Genomic DNA, 22,054 nt, shown 5'->3' with positions numbered 1-22,054 from the left:
TCACTGGGACTCCTCCTTCCCCGGTTCCGGCAGGACGGGGCCGCGCGGGGCGGCCTGTGCCAGGCGCTCCCTGAGGCGGCTGCGGGCGTGACGCAGGTGGGATCGGACGTTGGGCTCGTTCTTGCCCAGCAGCTCGGCGATCTGCCTCGTGGACAGCCCGTCGAAGATGTAGCGCAAGATCTGGCGCTGGCCGGGCGGCAACTCGGCCAGTACCTGCTCGATCCAGTTCAGGTCGACCCACCGGGTCATCGGATCCTGCTCCGCCTCGTCCTCCGAGCGCATGCTCTGATGCAGTTCGATCGCACGTTCGCGCAGGTTGCGGTCCCTGGTGCGGGCCTTGATGAAATGGTTGCGGGCCGCCACCCGGACCCATGCCGACGGCGCACGGATCGTGTCCCATTTCCGGAGCGCGTCTTCGAACGCGCGTTGTGCGGCGTCCTCCGCCTCTTCCCGGTTACCTCCTAAAAGAACGACCATTCCGACGACGCCGCGATAGTGCCGCCGGTACAGGGTGGTGAACTGTTCTCGGATGTCCCCGGCAGGTGCCGGTCCATCCGCAACAGGCGTTCGTCTGGCTTCGACCATCGGCAGTCCTCCATCGCCGCTGTCCTCCAACCCGGGCTCACGCTCGGTACCTAGGTCCGTGCGCGAGCCCGGGTGTGCAAACCACGCCGGGATTTTTTCCGGCTCCGCACGAAGGGCTAGCGGCGCCGTGCGAACACCAAGGTCACCAGCAGGGCGATGGCCGCGGCGCCCAGCGTCACCGCCGCCGATCCGGTGACGCCGTACGCGCTCACCACCGACAGCAGCACGTTGGTGAACACCAGTTGCGGTTCCACGTTCCCGCTCCGTCCGCGTCCTCCCGCTCCGGCAGACCCCGGCCGTTCTCCCGGCGGACCGGGTGGGGCGTCGGCCTGCGCCGCCGGGACCGTGCCCCGGCCGGCGTCCTCATCGCGCCGCACAACGTTCAGATGAGCGAAGTCCAAGAGTGGGTTCCTTCCGCAGGGAACACGGTGACATCGGGCATCACTGAGGTCCCCGCGCGCGGCCCGGCGTGAAATCGCCAGGTCGGGCAGGTCGGCCGCGGATGACGGTGCGGGGGCCGGTCGCGACGTTCTACGCGGTGGGACGGGGGACGACCAGTGCCCACGACTTGACGGAGCCGTGGCCGTGCCAGGGCAGGTGGTCGGCGATGTGCCCGAACGACTCGCTGCTGTCGCCGTTCAGGACCGTCACCTCCGTCACCGGCCCGTCGGGCATCCGGGCGCAGTAGGTGTAGACCCACACCGGACGGTCGGGCAGCGCGTAGCCGCCGAACAGCTCCTCGATCAGGACCATCGTCGGCGGGCGGCTCGCGATGGCCTCGCGGTCGGCGTCGGTGAACCCGCCGAAGTCCCGCATCGCCAGCGCACCGTAGTAGACGTCGGCCGTCTCGGAACCGCTCGTGATGGGCAGCGCGGTGACGCGCCGCGCGAGGTCGGACGAGGGGAGGAGGGCCGCGGCGAACACCGCGAACACGTTGTGCGCCCATCCGTCCAGCGCCTCGGCCACCGGGTGCCGGTCCGCCCCTCGGGTGCCCACGGTCTGGTCCCAGGCGAACATGCCGTTCCAGCTCGGGTGGGCGATCCCGATCGGGATCCGGATGGTGCGCCCCTCCAGGTAGGTCTCGGGGGCGCCGACGGCGACGCGGATGCCGGTTCCCGTGATGTCGACGGCCGCGCCGTCCAGGGTCACGGGCAGGCCGTGGCCCTCGCCGAGCATCCGGGCGACATGGCCCGCGATCTCCTGTTCCGCCGACTCCATGGTGATCACCCTAGTGGGACGAAGCCGGACCGATCCCCCGGATCTCGGGGTCCGGCCGTCAGGAGCGCCGGCCGGGCTGGTCGACGACGACGGCCTTGACCAGGCTGCTCCAGGACATGATGTCCCCCTTTCTCAGGTCCTCGCCGTCCTCCGTGAGGTCCTTGACGACGATGTCGCGGTGGCCGAGGTACGCGTAGGTGGTCGGGTCGATGAGGATCTCCTCGCGCAGGTAGCCGCCCCGGATGCGGTAGAGGGTGATGCCCGGACGCTTGGCGAGGTCCACGGCGCGGGCCCCGTACCGGACGTCGGGGATCTTGGCCAGCGCGCCGACCAGGGCGGCGCGGAGCCCGGTCGGCAGCGCGCTGTCCCGCAGGCACGCCTCGATGTGCCAGAACGCGTTCAGGTCGTAGTCCTGGTCCTCATCGTTGAGAGGGCCGCCCTTCGATCCGCTAGGACCGAGGGTCGGGCGGGAGGCGTACTTCCCGACCGTCTTGTAGACCTGGGCGAGCAGTTGGTCGGGGTTCTTCGGCAGGGAGAAGATGTCCCGGTAGTCGACCGTGCGCTCGGACCCCTTGTTGAGCGACAGTTTCCCGTCCCGGAAGTCGGCATAGCCCCAGTCATCGAACCGGGACCACACCTCCCCGGCGCTCGTCTCCTTCGGGGTCCCCCTCAGCCGCGCGCCGTCCACCTTGGTCTCGGCGTTCAGCTCCTTCAGGTACGACCACTGGTGGGGCTTGGGCATGACGTCGCGTTCGGTGGCGGCGGTGATCGCCGCATTGTGGGCCAGGTCCTGAGCGCCGGCGACCGCGCGCATCTGGGCGGACGACTGTTCCCTGGGGCGGTCCTCATCGGTTCCGCCGCCGCCTGCCAGGGGCCCCAAGAGCACCAGGGGCACCAGGAGCACGGCCGCGGTGGCCGCCCCGGCGAGGCTGAGACCCCAGGCCGGGTGCCAGGTCCGCTTCTTACCTGGGACGGGCCGGCGCATGTGGTCCTTCAGGCGAGAGCGGGCGTCGGCGATGGTCTCTTCGGTCGGGTCCGGTAGCGCGTCGTGCCGCTTCCGCAGCCGCTGAAGCTCATCCATGGCTGATCGCCTCCTGTGCGGTGGGGCCCAGTGTCTTGCGGAGCTTGCGCCGCGCCCGGTTGACGCGGGAGCCGACGGTGCCGATCGGAACATCGAGGGCGAGCGCGACCTCGGCGTAGCTGAACTGGGCGCAGACGACGAGCAGCAGCGCGTCGCGGTCGCCCTGGGAGAGCCGCGCCAGGCCCCGTGCCAGTTCGGGGCTGAGCCCCTCGGCGCTCACCCGGTCCGCCACCCGGTCGGCGTGGCTCTCGGCCTCGTCCCGCGCCGCGGACCGGCCGAGGGCGCGGTAGAGCCGGACCTCGCTGCGCCGATGCCGGCTGATCAGGTTCGTCGCGATCCCGTACAGCCAGGGTCGGGCCGTGGCGCAGGCCAGGTCGTAGCGGTCCCGCTGGTCGAAGGCGGCCAGGAAGGTGTCGGCGGCGACGTCGTCCGCGGGGCCGGGGCCGAGCCTGGACGCGGCGAACCGGTGGATCGCGGGGAAGTACCGGTCGAAGATCATCGAGAACAGTTCGGGCTCGTCCCGCGACCTGGCGATGACCGAGGCGTCGCTCGCCTCCTCAGGCATCCGGGTGGGAGGTACATGGGTCATGGTCATGCATCCGGCGCCTCTCTGACGGAGTGATCAGCGCTGATTGCCCGAACCCGCGGTTCCTCTTCACGCCCGGAGCGCGCTCCGGGATCCGCGCCCCCACGGCAGGCCGGGAATGTCGGCATACGCTTTCCTACCGGATCCTCCGGGAGTCGCTGACCGACGTGCTGCGCCATGCCGGGCCGGCGCGCCACCGTGCACCGGCAAGCACTGACCGTCAGGACGCGGACGTGTCCGCGGGTGCGGAGGCGGAGGCGGGTGCGGGTGCGGGCGCCGGGGCCTTGCCGCGGAGCGGAACCTCCTTGAAGAACCAGGCCAGGACGAATCCGGCGGCGCAGACGACGGCGACCGCCAGGAAGACCTGGCCGGTGCCGCCGGCGAAGGCGTCCAGGTAGGCGCCCTTGTCGGCCGGGGTGCGTCCGGCCACCGCCCGGGTGAAGATCGACCCGAACGCCGCCACGCCCAGCGAGCCGCCGACCGTCCGGAACAGGGTGACCGCGCCGGACGCCGCGCCCATGTCCTTCGGCTCGACGCTGTTCAGCGCGATGGTCGTGGAGAGCTGCGCCGCGAACCCGAGCCCCGCGCCCAGCAGGGCCATCGCCAGGCCGGTGGCGAGCCGGCCGGTCCCGGCGTCCACGGTCGCCAGCAGCGCCGCCCCGGCGGTCAGGAACGCCCCGCCCAGAACGAAGAAGATCCTGTACCTGCCGGTGGCGCTCATCGACCTCCCGGTGACCTGCGCGACGACCAGCATCGGGACCATCATCGGGAGCAGCAGCAGCCCGGACGAGGCCGCCGAGGCGCCCTGGACGGTCTGCTGGAACAGCGGCAGGTACAGCACCGCCCCGAACATCACCACGCCGTAGATCAGGGCCGACAGCGAGGACAGCGTCATGTTGCGGCTGCGGAAGAGCTTCAGCGGGACGACGGGTTCGACGGCCCGCCGCTCGATCGCCAGGAACGCGGCCAGCGCGACGGCCGCCACCCCGGCGGCCCCCAGGACCTGCGCCGACGTCCAGGCGTAGTCGACCCCGCCCCAGGTCGCGACCAGCACCACCGACGCGATGGCCGTCGACAGCGCGACGATGCCCGCGTAGTCGATCCGCACCTTCGCGCGCGACACCGGCAGGTCGAGCATCCACCAGCACCACGCCAGCGCCACCAGCCCCAGCGGGACGTTGAGGTAGAACGCCCAGCGCCAGTCGAGCCCATCGGTGATCACCCCGCCCAGCAGCGGGCCGCCGATCGTGCCGACCACCATCACCGACGCGGTCATGCCCTGGTAGCGCCCGCGCTCGCGCGGCGGCACCAGCGCCCCGATGATCGAGAACGCGCCCACCGCGAGGCCGCCGGCGCCGAGGCCCTGGAGCGCGCGGAACCCGATCAGCGCCGGCATCGACCAGGCCGCGCCCGCCAGGACCGACCCGGCCAGGAACACCACGATCGAGGTCAGGAACACGGTCTTGCGGCTGAACAGGTCGCCCAGCTTCCCCCACACCGGCGTGGAGATCGCCGACAGCAGCGTGTAAGCGGTCACCACCCAGGCGATCTGCTTCAGCCCGCCCAGGTCGCCGACGATCGTCGGCATCGCGGTGCCGACGATCGCGTTGTCGAGCATCGCCAGCAGCATCGCCAGCAGCACCCCGGCCAGCACCAGCCGGACCGACCGCTCCGGCGACGACGGCGCCGCCGGACTCGTCACCGCCGGCCTCGTCGGGCGCTCCGACGCGGGCTCCTTCTCTGTTCTGGACATGGACGTCCACCTCTCGGGGGGTCGGTTTCGGATTCGGCGGCCGTCCAGGGCGCCCCGCCCGGGGGGCCGGCGGCCTGCCACGTCCAGGGAAGCACAACAACTAACTAAGTGCAACGGTTCAACTTTATTAGCCGATACGCCAAGCTGGTAGGATGGCCACCATGACCGAGACGGCGGGGCGCCGCGAACGCAAGAAGGCCCAGACCAGGAAGGCCCTGGCGGACGCCGCACTGCGCCTCTTCCTGGAGCACGGCTACGACAACGTCGGGGTCCGGGACGTGGCGGAGGCGGCGGACGTGTCGGTCACCACGCTGTTCAAGCACTTCTCCGGCAAGGAGGCCCTCGTCTTCGACGAGGACCAGCGGCGGGAGGAGGCCCTCGTGTCCGCCGTCCGCGACCGGGCCCCGGGGCAGCCGATCATCCACGCTCTGCGCGACCGCGCACTGCGCGAGTACCTGTACGTCCACGGCGACGATCCCGACTTCACGGCCTTCATCGAGATGGTGCGGTCGACCCCCGCGCTCCAGGAGTACTCGCGCCGGATGTGGCTGCGGCACGAGACCGCCCTGGCCGCCGCCATCGCCGAGGCCACCGGCGCCCCTGAGGACGATCTCGCCGCCGCGGCCCTGGCCCGCTTCGCACTGGAGAGCGCCATGCTGTTGCGCGACCGCGACGATCCCCCGCAGGCGCTGCACGAGGTCTTCGCCCTACTGGAACACGGCTGGGGAGACATCGCCTGACCTATTCCGTCAGGCCCGGTCACCACGGCGGTATGCGCGGCGAGGCAAGATTTCGTCATCCCCATATCGCACTATTCGGGGCACTTCGCTCGCGGTTCCGTCCGCTGATGCCGATTCCCCTGCGTGCCGCCCGCGTCTGTGACGAGGATGAAGGCATGACCTTTCCGTTGATGCCCGGGTACGACCACATCAATCTGGTCCCCGGCCTCGATCCGGTCGCGGCGGTGAAGGACAGGGAACTCGGCGACAGCATCCACCGGTACCCCAAGCTGCTCCCCGCCGGGTCCCCCGACTTCGGGCACGCGGTGCAGACCGGAACCGAATGGCGCATCGGCTGCACCGGCGCCGCCGACCCCGCCGGCGCCCGCTACGACCTGGCGAGCAATCTGCGCCGGCGCGCGAACGGGCTGGAGGGCGAACCCGGGCTCGCCGCCGACCTGCTGGCCGCCGCCGACCGCCTCGACCCCGAGGAGGGCGAGCAGCTCCCCAAGGACGAGTGGGAGATCGGCGACCGCCGCTACCGGGTGATCCGCGTCGAGAAGTACACCCTGATCGGCGACGGCGTGATGGAGCCGCCCCGTCCCACCGACGCCTCGCCCGCCTGCGGCAGCGGCTCGGCGCTCCGCGGGTTCCTGCTGGACCCGCGGGCGCCGGCCGGGCAGTGGGAGGCGCAGCTCAGGCTGAACCTGGTCGGCTACATGCCCGTGCTCGGGCCCGTCCCCGACGTGATCCGGGCCGAGGCCCGGCACGCGGTCCAGAGCCACCCCGCGGTGGTCCTGCTCCCGCCCACCTTCACCATGGTCGAGATCAAGGACGGCTCCTGGGAGCCGATCACCGGCGCGGACGATCCCGTCCGGGCCCGCGACCACCTGGCCGGCTACTTCGCCGAGCTGCTGCCCAGGCTGCGCGAGTTCCAGGGGGCGCCCCCGACCGCCGCCGAGCTCGCCGACTGGGCCGAGGCCGCCGAGCAGATCGGGGCGGCGACCGGCCACGACTTCACCGCGATCGGCCGCCGCTTCCGCACCGTGCGCGTCTCCCGGATGCTGCGCCTCGGCCGCGACGGCCCGGAGGGCCCCCGCCCGTCCGACCAGGAGCGGTACGACCTCCCCGAGTCCTGCTGACCCCGTCCGCGCGAGGCCCGCACGGGGTCGTCCGGCCTCGCGGTACCGACCCGGGCGGCGTCCCGTCAGCCGCGGACGATCTTCAGACGCTGGAGCAGGCCGGAGTTGCGGGGCGGCGCGACCAGCAGCGAGAGGTTGCCCTTCTCGGTGGCGTACGGCTGGATCCCCCGCCCCGTGTCCGGAAGGTGCGCCGGGGCCTGGACGCGGCGTTCGTCCGCCGACCCGGCGACGGTGATCCGCTGCCACAGGTCCCACCTGCCGGGCGCCAGCGCGGTCAGCGGCATCTGCCCGGTGGCGACCACGCCGTCGACCGTCCAGCGCGCCGGTAGCGGGATCTCGATGACGGTCTCTCCGCCGCGCTGCCGCAGCAGCGCGGCGACCGTGATCTCGGCGGTCACCGCGGTCCGCACCGACAGCGCCAGGTCGAGGGCCGGGCCGGGGGTCATCGCCGCCGCATCGGTGGTGACGGGCGCGGGGCCGCCGCCCAGCCCGCCGCACCGCAGGGCGAGCGGCCCGGCCTCCCCGTCGAAGTACGGCGTGATGTACGGGGTACCGCCCTTGACCGGGACGATCCGGACTCCCGGGGCCTGCACCGCGGCGCCCTTCCCCGGATAGAGGGGCCCCTCCCGGACGATGCCGCCCGCCGTCATCACGGCGGCGATGTCCCAGTGGCCCGCGGGCAGGGGGCCGCCGCCGGCCACCGACGCCAGATCGATGTCGGCGGCCATCTCCGGGAGCTCCCCCTCCCAGGCGGTCACCTCGAACGGCACCCGGTACTCGGCCGCGCCGTCGCGCTCGCGCAGGACGAGGTGCGCCGACTGGCCGTCCGCGCCGATCTCGGTCAGGAAGGCGTATCCCCGTACCCGCAGCCGGTCCTGGCGCCATTCGACCGCGTCCAGCCGGCGGCGCTGCCGGACCCGGTGGGTGATCTCGTAACGGGCGTCGGGCACCGCGTACTCGGGGTCGCGGAACCCCGGGTAGTGCTGGAAGACGCGGGCGCCCTCCACCCGCACCTCGGGCGCGGGCCCGTCCAGCCCGGACTCCACCACCCGCGTCAGGAGGCCGTCCAGGCGGTGGGTCACGCAGTGCGCGATCAGGTGGCCGCGGGCGCCGAACCGCGCGCCCACCCCGTCGGTCCACCACGCCTCGAACAGCCCGCGGGCGCCGTCCCTGGTGGCGGCCTGCTCCAGCGGGTCCAGTCCGGGGTAGCGGCGCCCGAAGCGGGAGAAGATCTCGTTGAGGAAGTGCCGGGCCATCAGCCGGTCGCGGTCCGGCCCGGCGGGCACCTCGCCCGCGACGAACTCCATCACCTCGCCGATGCGCGCGAGGTGCCGGGCGGCGTCGGCGCCGCCCTGCTGGAGGACGCTGGTGCCGTTCTCCCGGTCGATCCAGTAGTAGCACTCGTACTCGCCCACCACCGAGATCCCGTCGGCGGCGAAGAGGGCGCGGGCGGTGAACAGGTGGTCTTCGGCGGAGAGCTGCTCGGTGGGGAACCTCAGCCCGAGCCGCTCGATCAGCGAGCGGCGGAACAGCTTCAGCACCGACAGCGAGTCGTAGACGGGCGGATCGGCCGCGAGCACCGTCGTCCGCGGCACGTCCCGCTCGAAGCGCGGCGCCCGGCGTCCGACCCCGACGTACCGTCCGATCGCCACATCGGTGCCGTTCGCGTCGGCCATCGCGCACAGCCGCTCCAGCGCCTCCGGCCCGAGGTGGTCGTCGGCGTCGAGGAAGAAGACGTACTCACCGGCGGCCCGGTCCAGCCCGGTGTTGCGCGGCCCGCCCGGCCCGCCCGAGTTCGGCTGGTGGACGACCCGCAGCCCCGGCCACTCCCGCGCCCACCGGTCCAGTTCGGCGCCGCCGCCGTCGGTCGACCCGTCGTCGACGGCGATGACCTCCATCGCCTCGCGGCCGATCGTCTGGTCCGACACCGACCGCAGGGCCCGGTCCAGGCTCGGCCGGCAGTTGTAGACCGGGATGATCACACTGACCCGCGGCGTCCGGTCGCCCCGGCGGCCCGTCCGGGCGCCCCGGCAGGTGGGGCAGATGTCGGCGTATTCGGTATAGCCCACACCCTCACAGGTGACACAGCCGCCGGGGGGAAGAGCGCCATCGAACGATTTCAACGAGAGTTGTTCACATTCACTCAGGAATGACGGCCGGGGCTTCCCCCGGTGAAGAGCCGTCACGACGGTCGAACGAGGGGGACGCGCGCCGCCCTTCAGTTCTCTGTCAAAACTTTACACGCTCCCGGTAGTGCGCCCCTCCCCCGACCGGTTCGGACGGGCGGGAGGTATGAGCGGTGATGGCCGGGGGTGGCCGTTTCCTTCCACTTGCCGGGGAACCTAGGTAATTTAAGCCGTATGTCGTTCCCGACCCGGGTCACCCGACCGCTCCTCGACGTGCTGGAACTCTTCGTCCAGGCGTCCGGAGAGGGGACCGAGCTGCACGGCTGGACGATCAAGAAGGCGGCGGGCCTCTCGGGCGCGACCACCTACAAGATGTTCGACCGCCTGGAGGACGCGGGCTGGATCACCGGCCGCTGGGAGGCGCACAACCCCGACCCCACCCGGCCGCCGCGCCGCCTCTACCGCCTCACCCCCACCGGGGAGACCGGCGCGCGCGCGTTGCTGGCGGAGCGGCGGCCCGGATGGGCACGAGCTGCACCGCGTCCTGCGGGCGCAGACCAGGGCGCAGGGCCCCGACCACCCCCGCACCCGCTGCACGCAGCAGTGGCCGGTCACATTCGACGCCCCCGTACCCACACCGCCACCAGCGCGCTAGAAGACCTGGTCCCGGCACTTCGCGTCCCACTGCTCCTCGACCAGGCCCGAGCACTCACCCGTGATCTGCAGTCGGCGGCGCCGAGCGTCGCCGACCGATACCGCGAACAACCGGCCACGTGATGATCTTTGTAGTAATCTCGGCGTCGCCGTGCACCACTGTGAGTTCAAGGAGGTGAGACCGATCAACGCTGTGATGGGTCGGGGCTCCCTTCTTCGCATGGTCTAGGGAGCGCCCGCACAAGGCATCCCGAAAGGCTTGAAACGCTGATGCGCTTCACCTCCCAGACGTCGTCGGACGGCGTCACCGAGCAGTTCTTCACCCTCGACGAGATCCCCGGTGTGCTATGGACGCCGGAAGACGCCCGCGGTCCTCGTCCCCTGATTCTGCTGGGCCACGGCGGCGGGCAGCACAAGACGGTCCCCGGCACCGTCTCCCGCGCCCGCCGCTACGCCGCTGAGGGGTTCGCGGTCGTCGCGATCGACGCACCCAACCACGGCGACCGGCCCGAGGACGAGGAGTTCGGCCGGGTCGCGGCCGAGATGCGGGCCGGTATGGCCGCCGGCGGGAATCCGGGCGTACTGGTCGCTGGCATGCACAGCCATCTGGCCGGTCAGGCCGTCGCGGACTGGCAGGCGGTCCTGACCGCGGTACAGCGCCTCGACCAGGTCGGCGTCGGCCCGGTGGGCTACTGCGGCATGTCGATGGGCTGTGGGCTCGGCATCCCGCTCATCGCCGCAGAACCCCGGATCCGCGCCGCGGTGCTGGGCCTGCTCGGCGTGCACGGGCTGGCCGAGGACGCCGTGCGGATCACCGTGCCGGTGCAGTTCCTGGTCCAGTGGGACGACCAGATGGTGCCGCGGGACCAAAGCCTGGCCTTGTTCGACGCCCTGGCCTCGGCTCAGAAGACGCTGCACGCCAACCCCGGCCGGCACGGGGATGAGCCGTCGTTCGAAGTGGACGACTCGCTGCGGTTCTTCGCCCGGCATCTGAGCCGACACGAGAGCACAGTGCCCGAGCCCCAGGAGGTCAGGAAGATCGCCGAGTCCAAGCCGGCCGAGCACGGCCTGCCGCTCTCGACCTGAAGCCCGGCCAAGCCGACCGCCGGTGTCTGAGCGCATGAACGGGTGGCGCTCAGGCACCGGCGCCGTTCGGGTCAGGGGTGGCCCAGGTGCCAGGTGGACTCAGCGAGATGGGCCCCGACCTCCTTGGCGAACTCGGGGAAGTTGTCGCCGTCCAGCCGGTCCTGCCAGCCGGTGAGCAGCCCGGCCAGGACGCGGGCGTCGTCGCCGGCGCCCGCGTACAGCCAGCCTTCGGCGCCCTCGCCCCGGCCGGACGGACGGAGGTTGACGTAGCAGGTGCCCGCGCTCAGCCCGAAGATCAGCCGTCCGGCCGGGCACGGGTACTCCACCGAGGAGACCCGGCCGCCGGAGACCGAGCGGTCGTCCGGACGCCAGCCCGCCGGGCGCAGCACCTCGACCAGCTCGGACGGGAGCGAGCCCTCGGCGTCGGACGCCGGCCACGGGTCGACCAGCGCGACGAAGCGGGGGTCGTCGCGGAGCGCGCCGAAGTCCGGGTCGTCGCGCATCTCGGTGCGGAAGGAGGGGTCGGTCTCGATCGCGGCGGCGACGTCGGCGAGGGCCTCGGCGCTGTCGCCGCGCAGGGCGTACCCGCAGGCCCGGCAGTGGAGGGCGCGGGCGTCGCGGGGCATCAGCTCCAGGGCCCGGGTCGCGGCGGTCACGCACTCGTCGTAGCGGCCGGCCTTCACCGCCGTCAGCGACAGCGTGTACCAGCCCGGAGCGTACTCCGGCAGCCGCTCGACGGCGTGCCGCAACGTGATGGTCTCCTGCTCGGGGTACCCGCACAGGCGCATCAGCTGCGCGTAGTGCAGCAGGGAGGGGCCGACCGCGAAGTCGAGCTCCACGCTCCGGTAGAAGCTGCGGTGCGTCTCCTCCAGGTCGGCGGTGCCGATGGTCCAGGCGCGGTGGTAGTGCGCGCAGGCGTGGTCGGGGTCGCGGTCGAGCGCCGCGTCGAAGCTCTCCAGCGCCAGATCGGGGCGGTGCTCGCCGAGCGCGGCGTGCCCGCGCTCGCACCATCCCTCGGCGGTGTCGCCCTCGGGCGTGGCGACCACCCGGTCCATCTCGCGCAGCGGACGGGGCAGCGGCGGGGCGGGCTCGCCGCCGAACTCCGGCTGGGCGCGGACGATCGTCCCCAGCACTCCATCGCGCACCCAGAGGACCCGGCAGCGGAGCTGGAGCGCCTGGACGAGCGGCGTCAAGCCGCGGGCGTCGAACGCGTGCTCGGCCGTGGTGAGCACGCCGAGGACGTCCTCAAGGCGGTCCCGGCCGCCGCCGGACCACAGGTCCATCATGTCCAGCGCGAACATCGGGTTGCCGCCGAAGTCGCTTCCCGTTCCCTCGGGGAGCTGCACGTCCAGCAGCAGGATCTCCGGCGGTTCGACGGAGTGGATGCAGGTCAGCGACGCGCCCGAGGGCGTCCGGAGGATCATGCACAGCGGGGATCCGTCGGACGCCTCCTCCTGCGTCCAGCCGGCGCCGCCGAGGGTCTCGCGGATCAGCCGGGCGCGGTCCTCGACGCCGGGCTGCGGCTCCCGGACGGGCTCCGCGGCGGGCAGTGCCAGCCGGTGCCAGTCGCCGTCGTCGCCCTCGGTGTAGACGTGCGGGTACGCGGCGAGGAGGTCGTTCACGAAGTCCTGCCAGTTGTCCTCGGTGATCAGCTCCTGCCAGCGGATCAGCAGCGCGACCAGCCGGTGGGCGTCCTGCGGCGCGGCCAGGCCGTCCAGGCGCAGGCGGGCCTGCCCTTCGGGGCCCTCCAGCCGGATGCTGGTCTCCTCGCCGTTCCACCGCCCGGCGCTCAGGGTCACCGAACCGCGCTGGACGTAGAAGGACTCGCGGAGCCCCATCAGCAGCATGTCGTTCGGCGTGCGCCGCCAGCCCGCCGCGCGCAGCTCACGGTCCAGCAGGCTCTGGACCTCGTCGCCGTAGGTGTACTCGACCTCGTCGTCCTCGTCGTCCTCGTCGGCGTCGGCTTCGTCGATCTCCGCGTTCGCGGCCGGGGACGTCGCCGTTCCGGCCGCCGCCGCCTCGTTGACCGGGGCGAGCCGTCCGTACTCGTCCAGGGTGAAGAGCGGGCAGTCCGGCGGCAGCGCCGCGACCGTCGCCGCCGGGCGGTCGCCCTCCTGGGCCCGCTCGGACGCCAGCGCGGCCAGCACCGTGCCGAGGTCGGTCTCCGAGCCGGACGACTGGCCCAGGAAGTCGATGATCAGCTGGGTCTCGCCGTCCGGGAGGTTCCAGCGCACGTTGAGGTACTCGGTCAGGTCGCCCTTCTCCGTGATCATGTAGTCGCACCGCTGGGCCGTCCCGGCACCGCGCAACTGGACGCCCGCGACGAAGTCGGTGCTGATGCCGGCGTCCCAGAGGGCGTTGTCCGGGGTCCAGCCCGCGCTGGTGAGCAGGTCGAGCACGGTGGCGCGGCGGCTGGCCTGCGCGGGCGTCAGTTCGTCGGCGGAGGGCACGGGCGGCCTTTCGGTACGGCGGTGGGGAGGTCCCGCGCCACGGCGCGGGACCAAGATCGTAACCGCCCGATGCCCCGGATCGTGGCGGTTCGCCCTCATGGGACGACCGCCGCTCCGCCGGTCAGACGCGGGTCACCACCCGATCTCGGCCGGGGCCAGGGTGCGGCTCAGGCCGAGGGCGGGCAGCAGCGCGGGGTCGAAGGTGGTGATCTCCGCGATCCGGCCGTCCTCGACCCGCAGGACGTCGATGTTGACCGCCGTGTAGGACGGCTCGCCGGGCCGCCGTACGTAGTTGGCGGCGGCGGGCTGGCGGTTCAGCGACAGCGCCACCGAATGCCACTCGCCCCAGCTCCGGCCGCCCTCCAGGACCGGGCGCCACAGGTCGAGGATGGCGGCCCGGCCGTCGTACACCAGGTGCGCGGGCGGCATGGTCTGCCGGGCGTCCTCGCGCAGCAGGGCGGCCAGCGCCGACAGGTCGGCCTCCCGCGACGCGGCGACGTACCGGTGCAGCAGCGCCTGCTCGGCGTCGCTGGGGGCGGTGGCCCGGCCCCAGTCCGAGCGCCGTTCGGGGAGCTGCTCGCGGAGCGTGGCACGGGCTCGCTGAAGCGCGCTCTTGACCGAGGCGACGGTCATCTCCAGCGCCTCGGCCGTCTGCGGCGCGGGCCACCCGGCGACGTCGCGGAGGATCAGCACGGCCCGCTGGCGCGGCGGGAGGTGCTGGATCGCGGCCAGGAACGCCAGCTCGATGGTCTCCCTGGCGATCGCCGCCGCCTCCGGCCCGCCCTCGGCGGGGGCGGCCAGGTCGAGCAGCTCGTCCGGGTAGGGCTGGAGCCAGGCGATCTCGGCCGGCGCCGAGCGCGCGGGGCCGCCCGCGGCGGCCGTCGCCGTCGCGACCTCCCGCTTGCGGGACGGGACGGCCAGCGCGTCCAGGCAGGCGTTGGTGGCGATCCGGTACAGCCACGCCCGGAACGTCGACCGGCCCTCGAAGGTCTCGCACCGGTTCCAGGCCCGCAGCAGGGTGTCCTGGACGAGGTCTTCGGCGTCGTCGAACGATCCGAGCATCCGGTAGCAGTGCACCCGCAGCTCATGCCGGTAGCGCTCGGCGAGTTCGGCGAACACGGCCTCGTCGCCCGCCTGGATCGCGTCCACGACCTGTGCCTCGTCCACCTGCCCGCTCACGTCGCCCCCCGCGTCTGCGTGCGATCGGGCGGACATCCGCCCTGACCACGACTTTTGTACCCCACCGCACCGACATCCGCCGGGCCGGACGGCCGTCGGACCGGCCCCGGGGCGCCGCCGCCGGTCCCCGGCCGGGCCCGAGGAAATCGATCCCGGGGACAATGCGTTGACTTGGAGGTCTACGTCTGGAAGGTGTGCCGTGCTCGTTGAAATCTGGTCCGACCTCGTCTGCCCCTGGTGCTATATCGGCAAGCGCCGGTTCGAGAAGGCGCTGGCGGGGTTCGACCACCGGGACCGCGTCGAGGTCGTGCACCGGTCGTTCCAGCTCGACCCGTCCGCGCCTCACGGCGAGGTCCGCGACCAGGCCGAGATGCTGTCGGCCAAGCTCGGCATGCCGCCCGAGCGCGTTCGCGCGCTCAACACGGAGATGGAGCACCGCGCCGCCGAGGACGGGCTGGAGTACAACCTGAGCGGCGGGACGGTCGGGAACACCGCCGACGCGCACCGCCTGATCCACCTGGCCCGCGACGCCGGGCTCCAGGGGCCGGTGATCGAGGCGTTCTACCGGGCGCACTTCACCGACCGCCGCTCGCTGTTCGACCCGGACTCGCTGGTCGAGCTGGCCGCCGAGGCGGGCCTGGACCCCGGTGCCGCGCGGGCGGTGCTGGACTCGGACCGGTACGCCGCCGACGTCCAGACCGACCAGGTCGAGGCCCAGCAGCTCGGCGCGACCGGCGTGCCGTTCTTCGTCGTCGACGGCCGCTACGGCGTCTCGGGAGCCCAGCCCACCGAGACGTTCACGCAGGTCCTCGCGCGCGCCTGGGCCGAGTCACGGCCCCCGGTGACCATCGCGGCCGGCGACGGCGGCGCCTGCGACGGCGACGCCTGCGCGGTGCCCGCGGAGCCCCGCGGATGAGGGACGGGGCCCCGGCCGTCCGCTACACCTCGCCCGACGAGGACAGCGGGCGGTGGGCGGAGTTCCCCTTCCGGCGCGGCGACATCGTGATCAGCACCCGGTCCAAGAGCGGGACGACCTGGCTACAGATGATCTGCGCGCTGCTGGTCTTCCAGACGCCCGAGCTGCCCGCGCCGCTGCACGAGCTGTCACCGTGGCTCGACCACCTGGTGGCGCCGCGCGACGAGGTGGTCGCGCGGCTGGAGGACCAGCGGCACCGCCGGTTCATCAAGACGCATACGCCCCTGGACGGGATCCCGCTCGACGAACGCGCGACGTACGTGGTGGTCGCACGGCATCCGCTCGACATGGCCGTGTCGCTCTACCACCAGGGCGGCAACATCGACCGCGAACGGATCAGGCAGCTAACAAGCGGCCCGCCCGTACGGGAGAGGCCCCGGCCGCCACTACGCGACTGGCTTCGCGGCTGGATCGGACACGACGTCTCGCACCTCGACCAGATGGACTCGCTCCCTGGGGTGATGTGGCATCTGTCGGACGCCTGGAACCGCCGTGACCAGTCCAATATCGTCCTCGTCCACTACGACGACCTGTCCAGTGACCTGCCGGGCGAGATGCGCAGGCTGGCAGGAGCACTCGGTATAGAGGTCCCGGACGGGCGGTGGCCTTCTCTGGTGGAGGCCGCCACGTTCGCCAACATGCGCGCCCGCGCGGACGCACTCGCGCCCAACCCGTCCGGCATCCTCAAGGACAACGCCGCGTTCTTCCGGCGCGGCACGTCCGGCGGGGCCCGCGAGGTCCTCTCGCCAGAGGACCTCGCCCGCTACGCGCGGCGCACCGCCGAGCTCGCCCCGCCAGACCTCCTGGAATGGCTGCACCGCTGACCTCTCCCGATCCGCCGGCGGGCGCCGTCCGCCTACGATGATCGCGCTTCGGGAAAGGGGGCGCGGATGCCGGTCGGGCGGAACGTCGAACGGGAGCGCGTGAACCGGTTGCTCGCGGGCGCGCGATCCGGGCGGAGCGGGGTCCTGGTGATCCGCGGCGAGGCGGGCATCGGCAAGACCACGCTGCTCGACCAGGCCGCCGCCGACGGCCGCGACCTGCGGACGGTGCGCGGGGCGGGCGTCGAGTCCGAGGCCGAGCTGCCGTTCAGCGGGCTGCACCTGCTGCTGCTCCCGTTCGTCGACCGGCTGGACGCGCTGCCGGACCGGCAGGCCGCGGCGCTGCGCTCGGCGTTCGGGCTCGCGGACGCCCCGGCGCCCGACCGGTTCCTGGTCGGCGCGGCCACCCTCACCCTGCTGTCCGAGCTGGCCGCCGACCGGCCGCTGCTCTGCCTGGTCGACGACGCGCAGTGGCTCGACCTGGCCTCCTCGGACGCGCTGCTCTTCGCCGCCCGGCGGCTGCGCGCCGACCCGATCGCGCTGCTGTTCGCGATCCGCGACGAGGCCCGGCCGTTCCCGGCTCCCGGGCTCGACGTGCTCAAGCTCGGCGGCCTCGACCGCGCGTCCGCCGCCGGGCTGCTGGACGACCGCGTGCCCGGCCTCACCGCCCCGGCGCGCGCACGCCTCCTGGCGGAGTCCGGCGGCAACCCGCTCGCGCTCATCGAGCTGGCCACCGCGCTGCGGGCCGAGGAGGGACGCGCCGAGAGCCCGCACCGGACCGGGCCGCTCCGGGTCACCGGCCAGGTCCTGGAGACGTTCCGCGCGCGGGTCGCGGAGCTGCCCGCGGCGACCCGGCTGCTGGTGGTGATCGCGGCCGACGGCACCGCCGATCCGGACGTCGTGCTGGGCGCGGCGGGCACGCTCGGCCTGTCCGCGGTCGATCTCGGTCCCGCCGAGGACGCCCGGCAACCGCGCCCCCGGACTCGGCACCGTCCAGATCGGCAGCGACACCGTCGAGGCGATGCGCCGCCAGTGGGCCTGCGAGCTGGGCCCGCACGGGGTGCGGGTCGTCACCCTGCGCACCGGCGGCATCCCCGAGTCCATGCCGGACGTCACGGAGACGGCGCCCTTCCGGCAGCAGATGACCGACGCGACGCTGCTCGGCCGGCCCGCCACGCTCGCCGACGTCGGGCGGGTCGCGGCCTTCGTCGTCTCCGACCACGCCCGCACCCTGACCTCCACCCAGGTCAACATCTCCTGCGGCGCCCTGGTCGACTAGCGGGTCACAGGGCGCCGAGGTCGGCGGCCCGCGCGATCGCCTGGTGGCCGGCGTCGTTCGGGTGCAGGCCGTCCTGGAAGGTGTAGGCGAGCAGGGACCGGTCCGGGTCGGCGGGGTCCGCCATCGCCCTGTCCGCGTCGAGGACGGCGTCGTACTCGCCGCTGGTGCGGATCCAGTGGTTAAACCCCTGGCGGGCCTTCTCGCCCTCCGGACTCCAGATCGGGAACAGCGCGCCCTTCAGCGGCAGCACCGTCACGCCGGTGGCCTTGACACCGCGGGAGTGCGCGGCGCGGATGAGCTCCCGGTGGCCCGCGATCAGCTCCTGCGGCGTCACCGGGGCGGCCCGCCGCTGGCACTCGTTCTGCACCTGGGACGCGCCGATGTCGTTGGCGCCCAGGTGGATCAGCACGGAACGGACGCCCGGCACGTCCAGGACGTCCTTGCGGAACCGGGTGAGGGCCTTGTCGCCGAAGCAGGGCGAGTCGGCGAGGAGCTGGTTGCCGGCGATCCCCGCGTTGACGGAGGTCGCCGGGCGTCCGGCGGTGAGGAGCCGCCCGGCGAGGACGTCGGGCCAGCGGCCCTCGCCCGTGGAGCCGGTGCCGTCGACGAGTGAATCCCCGAACGCCACCGCGGTCCCGGCGACCTTCCCGCCGGCCACGTCCACGCCCGTCAGGTAGTAGAGCGCGTCGGTGGACGCGGTGAAGGCGCCGCCGGCGGGATCGGCGGTGTGGTCGCCCTTGGCCAGGTAGGCGGCCTGGGTGGTGAAGCGGTGAAACGTGGCGGGCCCGGTCGCGCTGGTGAAGCGCAACGTGACGGCCAGCTTCTCCAGCGGGGAGGTGGACAGCGCGACCGGGTCGCCCACGAGTTCCGCGCCCGGCTTCACCATGACCGACGCCGCGCCGCCGAACGTGACCCGCGCGGAGGTGTCCGGCCATGCCTGGGCGCCCCCGGCCGACCGGGCGACCGTAGCGCCGGCGACCTTCAGCGGCTTGGTCCCATACCGGTTGGAGAGCCGGATCCGGACCCGCGCGCCGCCCTGCCCGACCCTGATCACCTGCCGCAGGGACTGGTCCTTGAAGCCGGTCGTCGACCAGTTGGCGCCGTCGTCCTCGTTGCCGGCGACGGGCCGCTGCGGCGCGGCGGCCCAGCTCTGCACCCACCCGCCCGGCGCGGCGGGCGCCGCAGCGGACGCGGTCGCCGCGTAGACGAGCCCACCGGTCAGCGCGGTGCCGCCCAGGACGGCGAGCGGGATCCGGAACGACCGTGTGTGACGCGTGAAGTTCATGTCTAGATCCCACTAGCCGGACGGGACGGCGGCATCAGGGCGCCCCACCAACTTCGAGGTAGGGCCAGCACTACCCCGGCGGCGCGCTCCCGGGCGTCGATAACGTACGTGCGTGCGTCCCCTCCCCCCGCGAACCCCGCTGGAAGCCGTCCTCCGGTGGCGCTTCCTGCTCAGCGGCTGGCCATGGCGGTCGGCCGGCTACCTGCTGACCAGCGTCCCGGCGGCGGCGCTGGCGGCGGCGCCGCTGACGCTCATCGGGCTGCCGCTGCTGATCGCGGCGCCGATGGGCGGACGGGCCACGTCCCTCGTGCAGGCGGCCTTCCTCGTCGCGGTGGGCGTGCTGCTGATCGCCGGGATCGGCCCGCTGGTCGCCGTCCCGCTCGCGGAACTGGAACGCCGCCGCCTGGGCATGATCGACCTGACCCCGATCGGCTCCGGGCACCGCCACCCGTCCGGCCCGGGGCCGCTGCGCTGGCTGCGGACCCGGTACGCCGAGCCCGCCACGTGGCGCGAGCTCGGCTACGCCTGCCTGCTCGTCACCGTCGCCCCCGTCCTGTACACCGCCCTCGCGCTCGCCCTGCTGTGGCTGCTGGCCTGCCTGGTGAGCCCGCTGCTGGCCCAGGGCGGCGACGGCCCGGTGGCGCTCGGCCCCGTGACGATCGGCACGCCCGGCGACGCGCTGCCGTACGCGCTCGGCGCGCTGGTGCTGCTGCCCGCCGTCCCGTACGGGCTGGCGCTGATCGCCGGGGCGCACGGCCTGCTCGCGCGGGCGCTCCTGCGGCGCGGTTCCAGCGAGCTGCTGCGGGTCGAGCTGGTCGAGCTGTCACGCTCGCGGGCCCGGCTGGTCGACGCGTTCGAGGCCGAACGGCGCCGGATCGAACGCGACCTCCACGACGGCGCGCAGCAGCGGCTGATCGGGCTGACCCTCCAGATCGGGCTGGCCCGGCTCGACGTCCCGCCCGGCTCGCCCGCCGCACGCAGCATGGACACCGCGCACGCGCAGGCCAAAAGGCTCATGGTGGAGCTGCGGGAGCTGATCCACGGGATCCACCCGCGGGTGCTGACCGACCGGGGCCTGCCCGCCGCGCTCGGCGAGCTCGCCGACCAGGCCGCGCCGGCCGTGACGGTCGACGCCGAACTGCCCGGCCGCTTCCCCGCCCACGTGGAGGCGACCGCCTACTTCGTCGTGGCCGAGGCGCTCACCAACGCCGCCAAGCACGGCGGCGCCGGGCGGGTCCGGGTCACCGCCCGCTGGCTGGACGGGCTGCTCACCGTCGAGGCCGAGGACGACGGGACGGGCGGCGCCGACCCGGCCGGCGGGACCGGCCTGACCGGCCTCGCGGACCGGGTCGCCGTCATCGACGGCAGAATGTTCCTGTCGAGCCCGACCGGGGGGCCGACGGTCCTACGTGTGGAGCTTCCGTGCAGCCTGAACCGACAGCCGCCGTCCGGGTAGTGCTCGCCGAGGACGGGGTGCTGCTCCGCGAAGGGCTGTCCGGGCTGCTCGGCAGGTTCGGGTTCGAGGTCGCCGCGGCGGTCGACGACGCCGCGGCGCTCCGGGCCGCCGTCGCCGAGCACGCCCCCGACCTGGTCGTGACCGACATCCGGATGCCGCCGGGCTTCAGCGACGAGGGGCTGCGCGCGGCGGTCGACCTGCGCCGCGACCACCCGGGCCTGGCCGTGGTCGCGCTGAGCCAGTACGTCGAGTCGAGCTACGCCACCGACCTGCTCGACTCGGGCGACGGGCGCCGGGTCGGCTACCTGCTCAAGGACCGGGTCGTCGACATCGAGGACTTCATCACCGCGCTCCGCCAGGTCGTGGCCGGCGGCACCGTGGTCGACCCGCAGGTCGTCCGGCAGCTCCTGCGCCGCCACCGCGACCCGCTGTCGGCACTGTCGCCGCGCGAGCACGAGGTCCTCGCGCTGATCGCCGAGGGGCACTCCAACGCCGCGATCTCCCAGCACCTGGTCATCTCCGACGCGACCGTCGGCAAGCACGTCGGGAGCATCCTCACCAAGCTCGACCTGCCGCAGACCGAGGAGACCCACCGCCGGGTCCTCGCCGTCCTCGCCTACCTGCGCGGCACGGCGCCCCGCCGCTGACGGCCGGGCGGACCGCCGGGCCGACAGGTGAGCGGACCGGCGGGCGGGCATGAAGGAAGCACGCCGCGTGATTCCGCGCGGCGTTCAGGGTACGGCGGAATGGCCGACCGGCCCGGCGGCCTGGGCGGCGGCCGAGACGACGGCCCCGCGGCCGGTCCGTGCCGACTCCGGCGGGGCCGCGGCGGTGCGGCCCCGGGAGTCAGAGCTTGCAGAGCTTGGCGAACGGCGCGGAGATCCGCACCTTCTGGGTTCCGAAGTCGACCAGAACGGTGGTGTCTTCCACGACGCCGATGACACGGCCGAGGCCGTACTTGTCGTGGCTCACCCGGTCGTCCACGGCGAACTGCTCGACAGGCGGGGCCGCGGGCGGAGGCTTGAAGGGACTGGTGGGCAGGTGTCGCCGGGTCACGGCTCGGGGTGCTTTCATCATTCCCAGTATGCGCCCAGCTGGGCCATAACGGGGCGTTCTTGGGCCAGTAACCTGCGCGGACCTGCGGGCGGGCTCGCGCGCGCGTCCCCGAAACCCCCTGTGGCCAAGGGTTTTCGGACACGAAGCGATCAGCCTTGGCGATCTCCCCCGGATGCGTGCTAGACTCCGGAGAGTTGCGGTTCTCATAGACTCTTGTGTGCGCCTGCTGGTACTTACCTCAGGCGCATTTTTTGTTGTTCTGGATCTTCCGGATGGGATCATCGCGGCGACTCCGGACTCGCAGGGTGCGAGCCCGGGCATTGGCCCAGAAGGAGAAACACCATGGCCACCGGTACCGTGAAGTGGTTCAACGCCGAAAAGGGCTTCGGCTTCATCGAGCAGGACGGCGGCGGCCCCGACGTCTTCGCCCACTTCTCCAACATCGCGGCCCAGGGCTTCCGCGAGCTTCAGGAGGGCCAGAAGGTGTCGTTCGACGTCACCCAGGGTCAGAAGGGCCTCCAGGCGGAGAACATCGTCCCCGCCTAAGTATGTGTGAACGGCGGGTCGCGGCCTCCGGCCGCGGCCCGTCGTGACCCTCCGGC

General features: G+C 73.0%; 21 protein-coding genes. 10 read left to right on the top strand and 11 right to left on the bottom strand.

The window, feature by feature from the left end:
• The 6 genes from QP090_RS17155 to QP090_RS17130 form a co-directional block, all read right to left on the bottom strand.
• Complete coding sequence (locus tag QP090_RS17155; protein WP_285939916.1) at positions 1-585, bottom strand: RNA polymerase sigma factor; 585 nt, start codon at positions 583-585, stop codon at positions 1-3.
• Between the two features lie 116 nt (positions 586-701).
• Positions 702-839 carry a hypothetical protein gene (locus QP090_RS17150; protein WP_285939915.1) on the bottom strand — a complete coding sequence of 46 codons (138 nt, stop codon included), beginning with the start codon at positions 837-839 and terminating at the stop codon, positions 702-704.
• Between the two features lie 277 nt (positions 840-1,116).
• On the bottom strand, positions 1,117-1,803 hold the full coding sequence (locus tag QP090_RS17145; RefSeq protein ID WP_285939914.1) for a DUF6348 family protein: 687 nt from the start codon (positions 1,801-1,803) through the stop codon (positions 1,117-1,119).
• Between the two features lie 58 nt (positions 1,804-1,861).
• Entirely contained in the window at positions 1,862-2,884 is a 1,023-nt protein-coding gene (locus QP090_RS17140) for a CU044_5270 family protein (protein WP_285939913.1), read from the bottom strand.
• Positions 2,877-3,449, bottom strand: a complete 573-nt coding sequence (locus tag QP090_RS17135) for an RNA polymerase sigma factor (protein WP_285939912.1) — start codon at positions 3,447-3,449, stop codon at positions 2,877-2,879. Before QP090_RS17135 ends, QP090_RS17140 begins: the two co-directional genes overlap by 8 nt.
• Before the next feature lie 241 nt (positions 3,450-3,690).
• Positions 3,691-5,223 carry an MDR family MFS transporter gene (locus tag QP090_RS17130; RefSeq protein ID WP_285939911.1) on the bottom strand — a complete coding sequence of 511 codons (1,533 nt, stop codon included), beginning with the start codon at positions 5,221-5,223 and terminating at the stop codon, positions 3,691-3,693.
• A 161-nt stretch (positions 5,224-5,384) separates the two neighbouring features.
• Between QP090_RS17130 and QP090_RS17125 the strand changes: the two genes are divergently transcribed.
• Both QP090_RS17125 and QP090_RS17120 read left to right on the top strand, forming a co-directional pair.
• Complete coding sequence (locus QP090_RS17125) at positions 5,385-5,963, top strand: TetR/AcrR family transcriptional regulator (RefSeq protein ID WP_285939910.1); 579 nt, start codon at positions 5,385-5,387, stop codon at positions 5,961-5,963.
• A 155-nt stretch (positions 5,964-6,118) separates the two neighbouring features.
• On the top strand, positions 6,119-7,084 hold the full coding sequence (locus QP090_RS17120) for a DUF5954 family protein (protein WP_285939909.1): 966 nt from the start codon (positions 6,119-6,121) through the stop codon (positions 7,082-7,084).
• 65 nt (positions 7,085-7,149) lie between these two features.
• Here QP090_RS17120 and QP090_RS17115 read toward each other — a convergent pair whose 3' ends face one another.
• Complete coding sequence (locus QP090_RS17115; protein WP_285939908.1) at positions 7,150-9,153, bottom strand: glycosyltransferase family 2 protein; 2,004 nt, start codon at positions 9,151-9,153, stop codon at positions 7,150-7,152.
• Positions 9,154-9,444: 291 nt separating this feature from the next.
• On the opposite strand from QP090_RS17115, the gene QP090_RS17110 reads away from it, so the two are divergent.
• Positions 9,445-9,987, top strand: a complete 543-nt coding sequence (locus tag QP090_RS17110; protein WP_285939907.1) for a PadR family transcriptional regulator — start codon at positions 9,445-9,447, stop codon at positions 9,985-9,987.
• Between the two features lie 147 nt (positions 9,988-10,134).
• Positions 10,135-10,950: a dienelactone hydrolase family protein gene (locus tag QP090_RS17105; RefSeq protein WP_285939906.1), complete on the top strand. Its 816-nt coding sequence runs from the start codon at positions 10,135-10,137 to the stop codon at positions 10,948-10,950.
• Between the two features lie 71 nt (positions 10,951-11,021).
• Here the strand turns inward: QP090_RS17105 and QP090_RS17100 are convergent, their stop codons facing one another.
• Together QP090_RS17100 and QP090_RS17095 are read right to left on the bottom strand one after the other, a co-directional pair.
• Positions 11,022-13,400 carry a tetratricopeptide repeat protein gene (locus QP090_RS17100; RefSeq protein WP_285939905.1) on the bottom strand — a complete coding sequence of 793 codons (2,379 nt, stop codon included), beginning with the start codon at positions 13,398-13,400 and terminating at the stop codon, positions 11,022-11,024.
• Between the two features lie 132 nt (positions 13,401-13,532).
• Positions 13,533-14,579, bottom strand: coding sequence for an RNA polymerase subunit sigma-70 (locus QP090_RS17095; protein WP_285939904.1), 1,047 nt, complete (start codon positions 14,577-14,579; stop codon positions 13,533-13,535).
• Between the two features lie 199 nt (positions 14,580-14,778).
• On the opposite strand from QP090_RS17095, the gene QP090_RS17090 reads away from it, so the two are divergent.
• The 3 genes from QP090_RS17090 (at position 14,779) to QP090_RS37665 (ending at position 17,741) form a co-directional block, all read left to right on the top strand.
• Positions 14,779-15,495 (top strand): DsbA family oxidoreductase, encoded by a 717-nt coding sequence (locus tag QP090_RS17090; RefSeq protein WP_285939903.1) that lies wholly within the window; start codon positions 14,779-14,781, stop codon positions 15,493-15,495.
• On the top strand, positions 15,492-16,379 hold the full coding sequence (locus tag QP090_RS17085) for a sulfotransferase domain-containing protein (protein WP_285939902.1): 888 nt from the start codon (positions 15,492-15,494) through the stop codon (positions 16,377-16,379). Before QP090_RS17090 ends, QP090_RS17085 begins: the two co-directional genes overlap by 4 nt.
• Positions 16,380-16,445: 66 nt before the next feature.
• Entirely contained in the window at positions 16,446-17,741 is a 1,296-nt protein-coding gene (locus QP090_RS37665) for an AAA family ATPase (protein ID WP_432763046.1), read from the top strand.
• Here QP090_RS37665 and QP090_RS17070 read toward each other — a convergent pair.
• Positions 17,660-18,940, bottom strand: coding sequence for an SGNH/GDSL hydrolase family protein (locus tag QP090_RS17070; RefSeq protein WP_285939901.1), 1,281 nt, complete (start codon positions 18,938-18,940; stop codon positions 17,660-17,662). The genes QP090_RS37665 and QP090_RS17070 overlap by 82 nt on opposite strands.
• Before the next feature lie 112 nt (positions 18,941-19,052).
• On the opposite strand from QP090_RS17070, the gene QP090_RS17065 reads away from it, so the two are divergent.
• Together QP090_RS17065 and QP090_RS17060 are read left to right on the top strand one after the other, a co-directional pair.
• Positions 19,053-20,396, top strand: coding sequence for a sensor histidine kinase (locus tag QP090_RS17065; protein WP_285939900.1), 1,344 nt, complete (start codon positions 19,053-19,055; stop codon positions 20,394-20,396).
• Positions 20,363-21,043, top strand: coding sequence for a response regulator (locus tag QP090_RS17060; RefSeq protein ID WP_285939899.1), 681 nt, complete (start codon positions 20,363-20,365; stop codon positions 21,041-21,043). The genes QP090_RS17065 and QP090_RS17060 overlap by 34 nt, the downstream gene beginning before the upstream one ends.
• Before the next feature lie 199 nt (positions 21,044-21,242).
• On the opposite strand, the gene QP090_RS17055 is transcribed toward QP090_RS17060, so the two are convergent.
• On the bottom strand, positions 21,243-21,470 hold the full coding sequence (locus QP090_RS17055) for a hypothetical protein (RefSeq protein WP_285939898.1): 228 nt from the start codon (positions 21,468-21,470) through the stop codon (positions 21,243-21,245).
• A 324-nt stretch (positions 21,471-21,794) separates the two neighbouring features.
• Between QP090_RS17055 and QP090_RS17050 the strand changes: the two genes are divergently transcribed.
• On the top strand, positions 21,795-21,998 hold the full coding sequence (locus tag QP090_RS17050; protein WP_285939897.1) for a cold-shock protein: 204 nt from the start codon (positions 21,795-21,797) through the stop codon (positions 21,996-21,998).
• The last annotated feature ends 56 nt before the right edge of the window (positions 21,999-22,054 follow it).

This window comes from Actinomadura xylanilytica (genome assembly GCF_030283145.1).
Taxonomy (GTDB): domain Bacteria; phylum Actinomycetota; class Actinomycetes; order Streptosporangiales; family Streptosporangiaceae; genus Spirillospora; species Spirillospora xylanilytica.
Note: the sequence above shows the minus strand (reverse complement) of the source record. Positions and strands in the feature narration are given on the sequence as shown.

Coding starts and splice junctions, on each gene's coding strand:
- QP090_RS17055 (WP_285939898.1), bottom strand. CDS start 21,470: ATGAAAGCACCCCGAGCCGTGACCCGGCGACACCTGCCCACCAGTCCC.
- QP090_RS37665 (WP_432763046.1), top strand. CDS start 16,446: ATGCCGGTCGGGCGGAACGTCGAACGGGAGCGCGTGAACCGGTTGCTC.
- QP090_RS17135 (WP_285939912.1), bottom strand. CDS start 3,449: ATGCCTGAGGAGGCGAGCGACGCCTCGGTCATCGCCAGGTCGCGGGAC.
- QP090_RS17110 (WP_285939907.1), top strand. CDS start 9,445: ATGTCGTTCCCGACCCGGGTCACCCGACCGCTCCTCGACGTGCTGGAA.
- QP090_RS17105 (WP_285939906.1), top strand. CDS start 10,135: ATGCGCTTCACCTCCCAGACGTCGTCGGACGGCGTCACCGAGCAGTTC.
- QP090_RS17130 (WP_285939911.1), bottom strand. CDS start 5,223: ATGTCCAGAACAGAGAAGGAGCCCGCGTCGGAGCGCCCGACGAGGCCG.
- QP090_RS17050 (WP_285939897.1), top strand. CDS start 21,795: ATGGCCACCGGTACCGTGAAGTGGTTCAACGCCGAAAAGGGCTTCGGC.
- QP090_RS17085 (WP_285939902.1), top strand. CDS start 15,492: ATGAGGGACGGGGCCCCGGCCGTCCGCTACACCTCGCCCGACGAGGAC.
- QP090_RS17145 (WP_285939914.1), bottom strand. CDS start 1,803: ATGGAGTCGGCGGAACAGGAGATCGCGGGCCATGTCGCCCGGATGCTC.
- QP090_RS17070 (WP_285939901.1), bottom strand. CDS start 18,940: ATGAACTTCACGCGTCACACACGGTCGTTCCGGATCCCGCTCGCCGTC.
- QP090_RS17120 (WP_285939909.1), top strand. CDS start 6,119: ATGACCTTTCCGTTGATGCCCGGGTACGACCACATCAATCTGGTCCCC.
- QP090_RS17125 (WP_285939910.1), top strand. CDS start 5,385: ATGACCGAGACGGCGGGGCGCCGCGAACGCAAGAAGGCCCAGACCAGG.
- QP090_RS17155 (WP_285939916.1), bottom strand. CDS start 585: ATGGTCGAAGCCAGACGAACGCCTGTTGCGGATGGACCGGCACCTGCC.
- QP090_RS17140 (WP_285939913.1), bottom strand. CDS start 2,884: ATGGATGAGCTTCAGCGGCTGCGGAAGCGGCACGACGCGCTACCGGAC.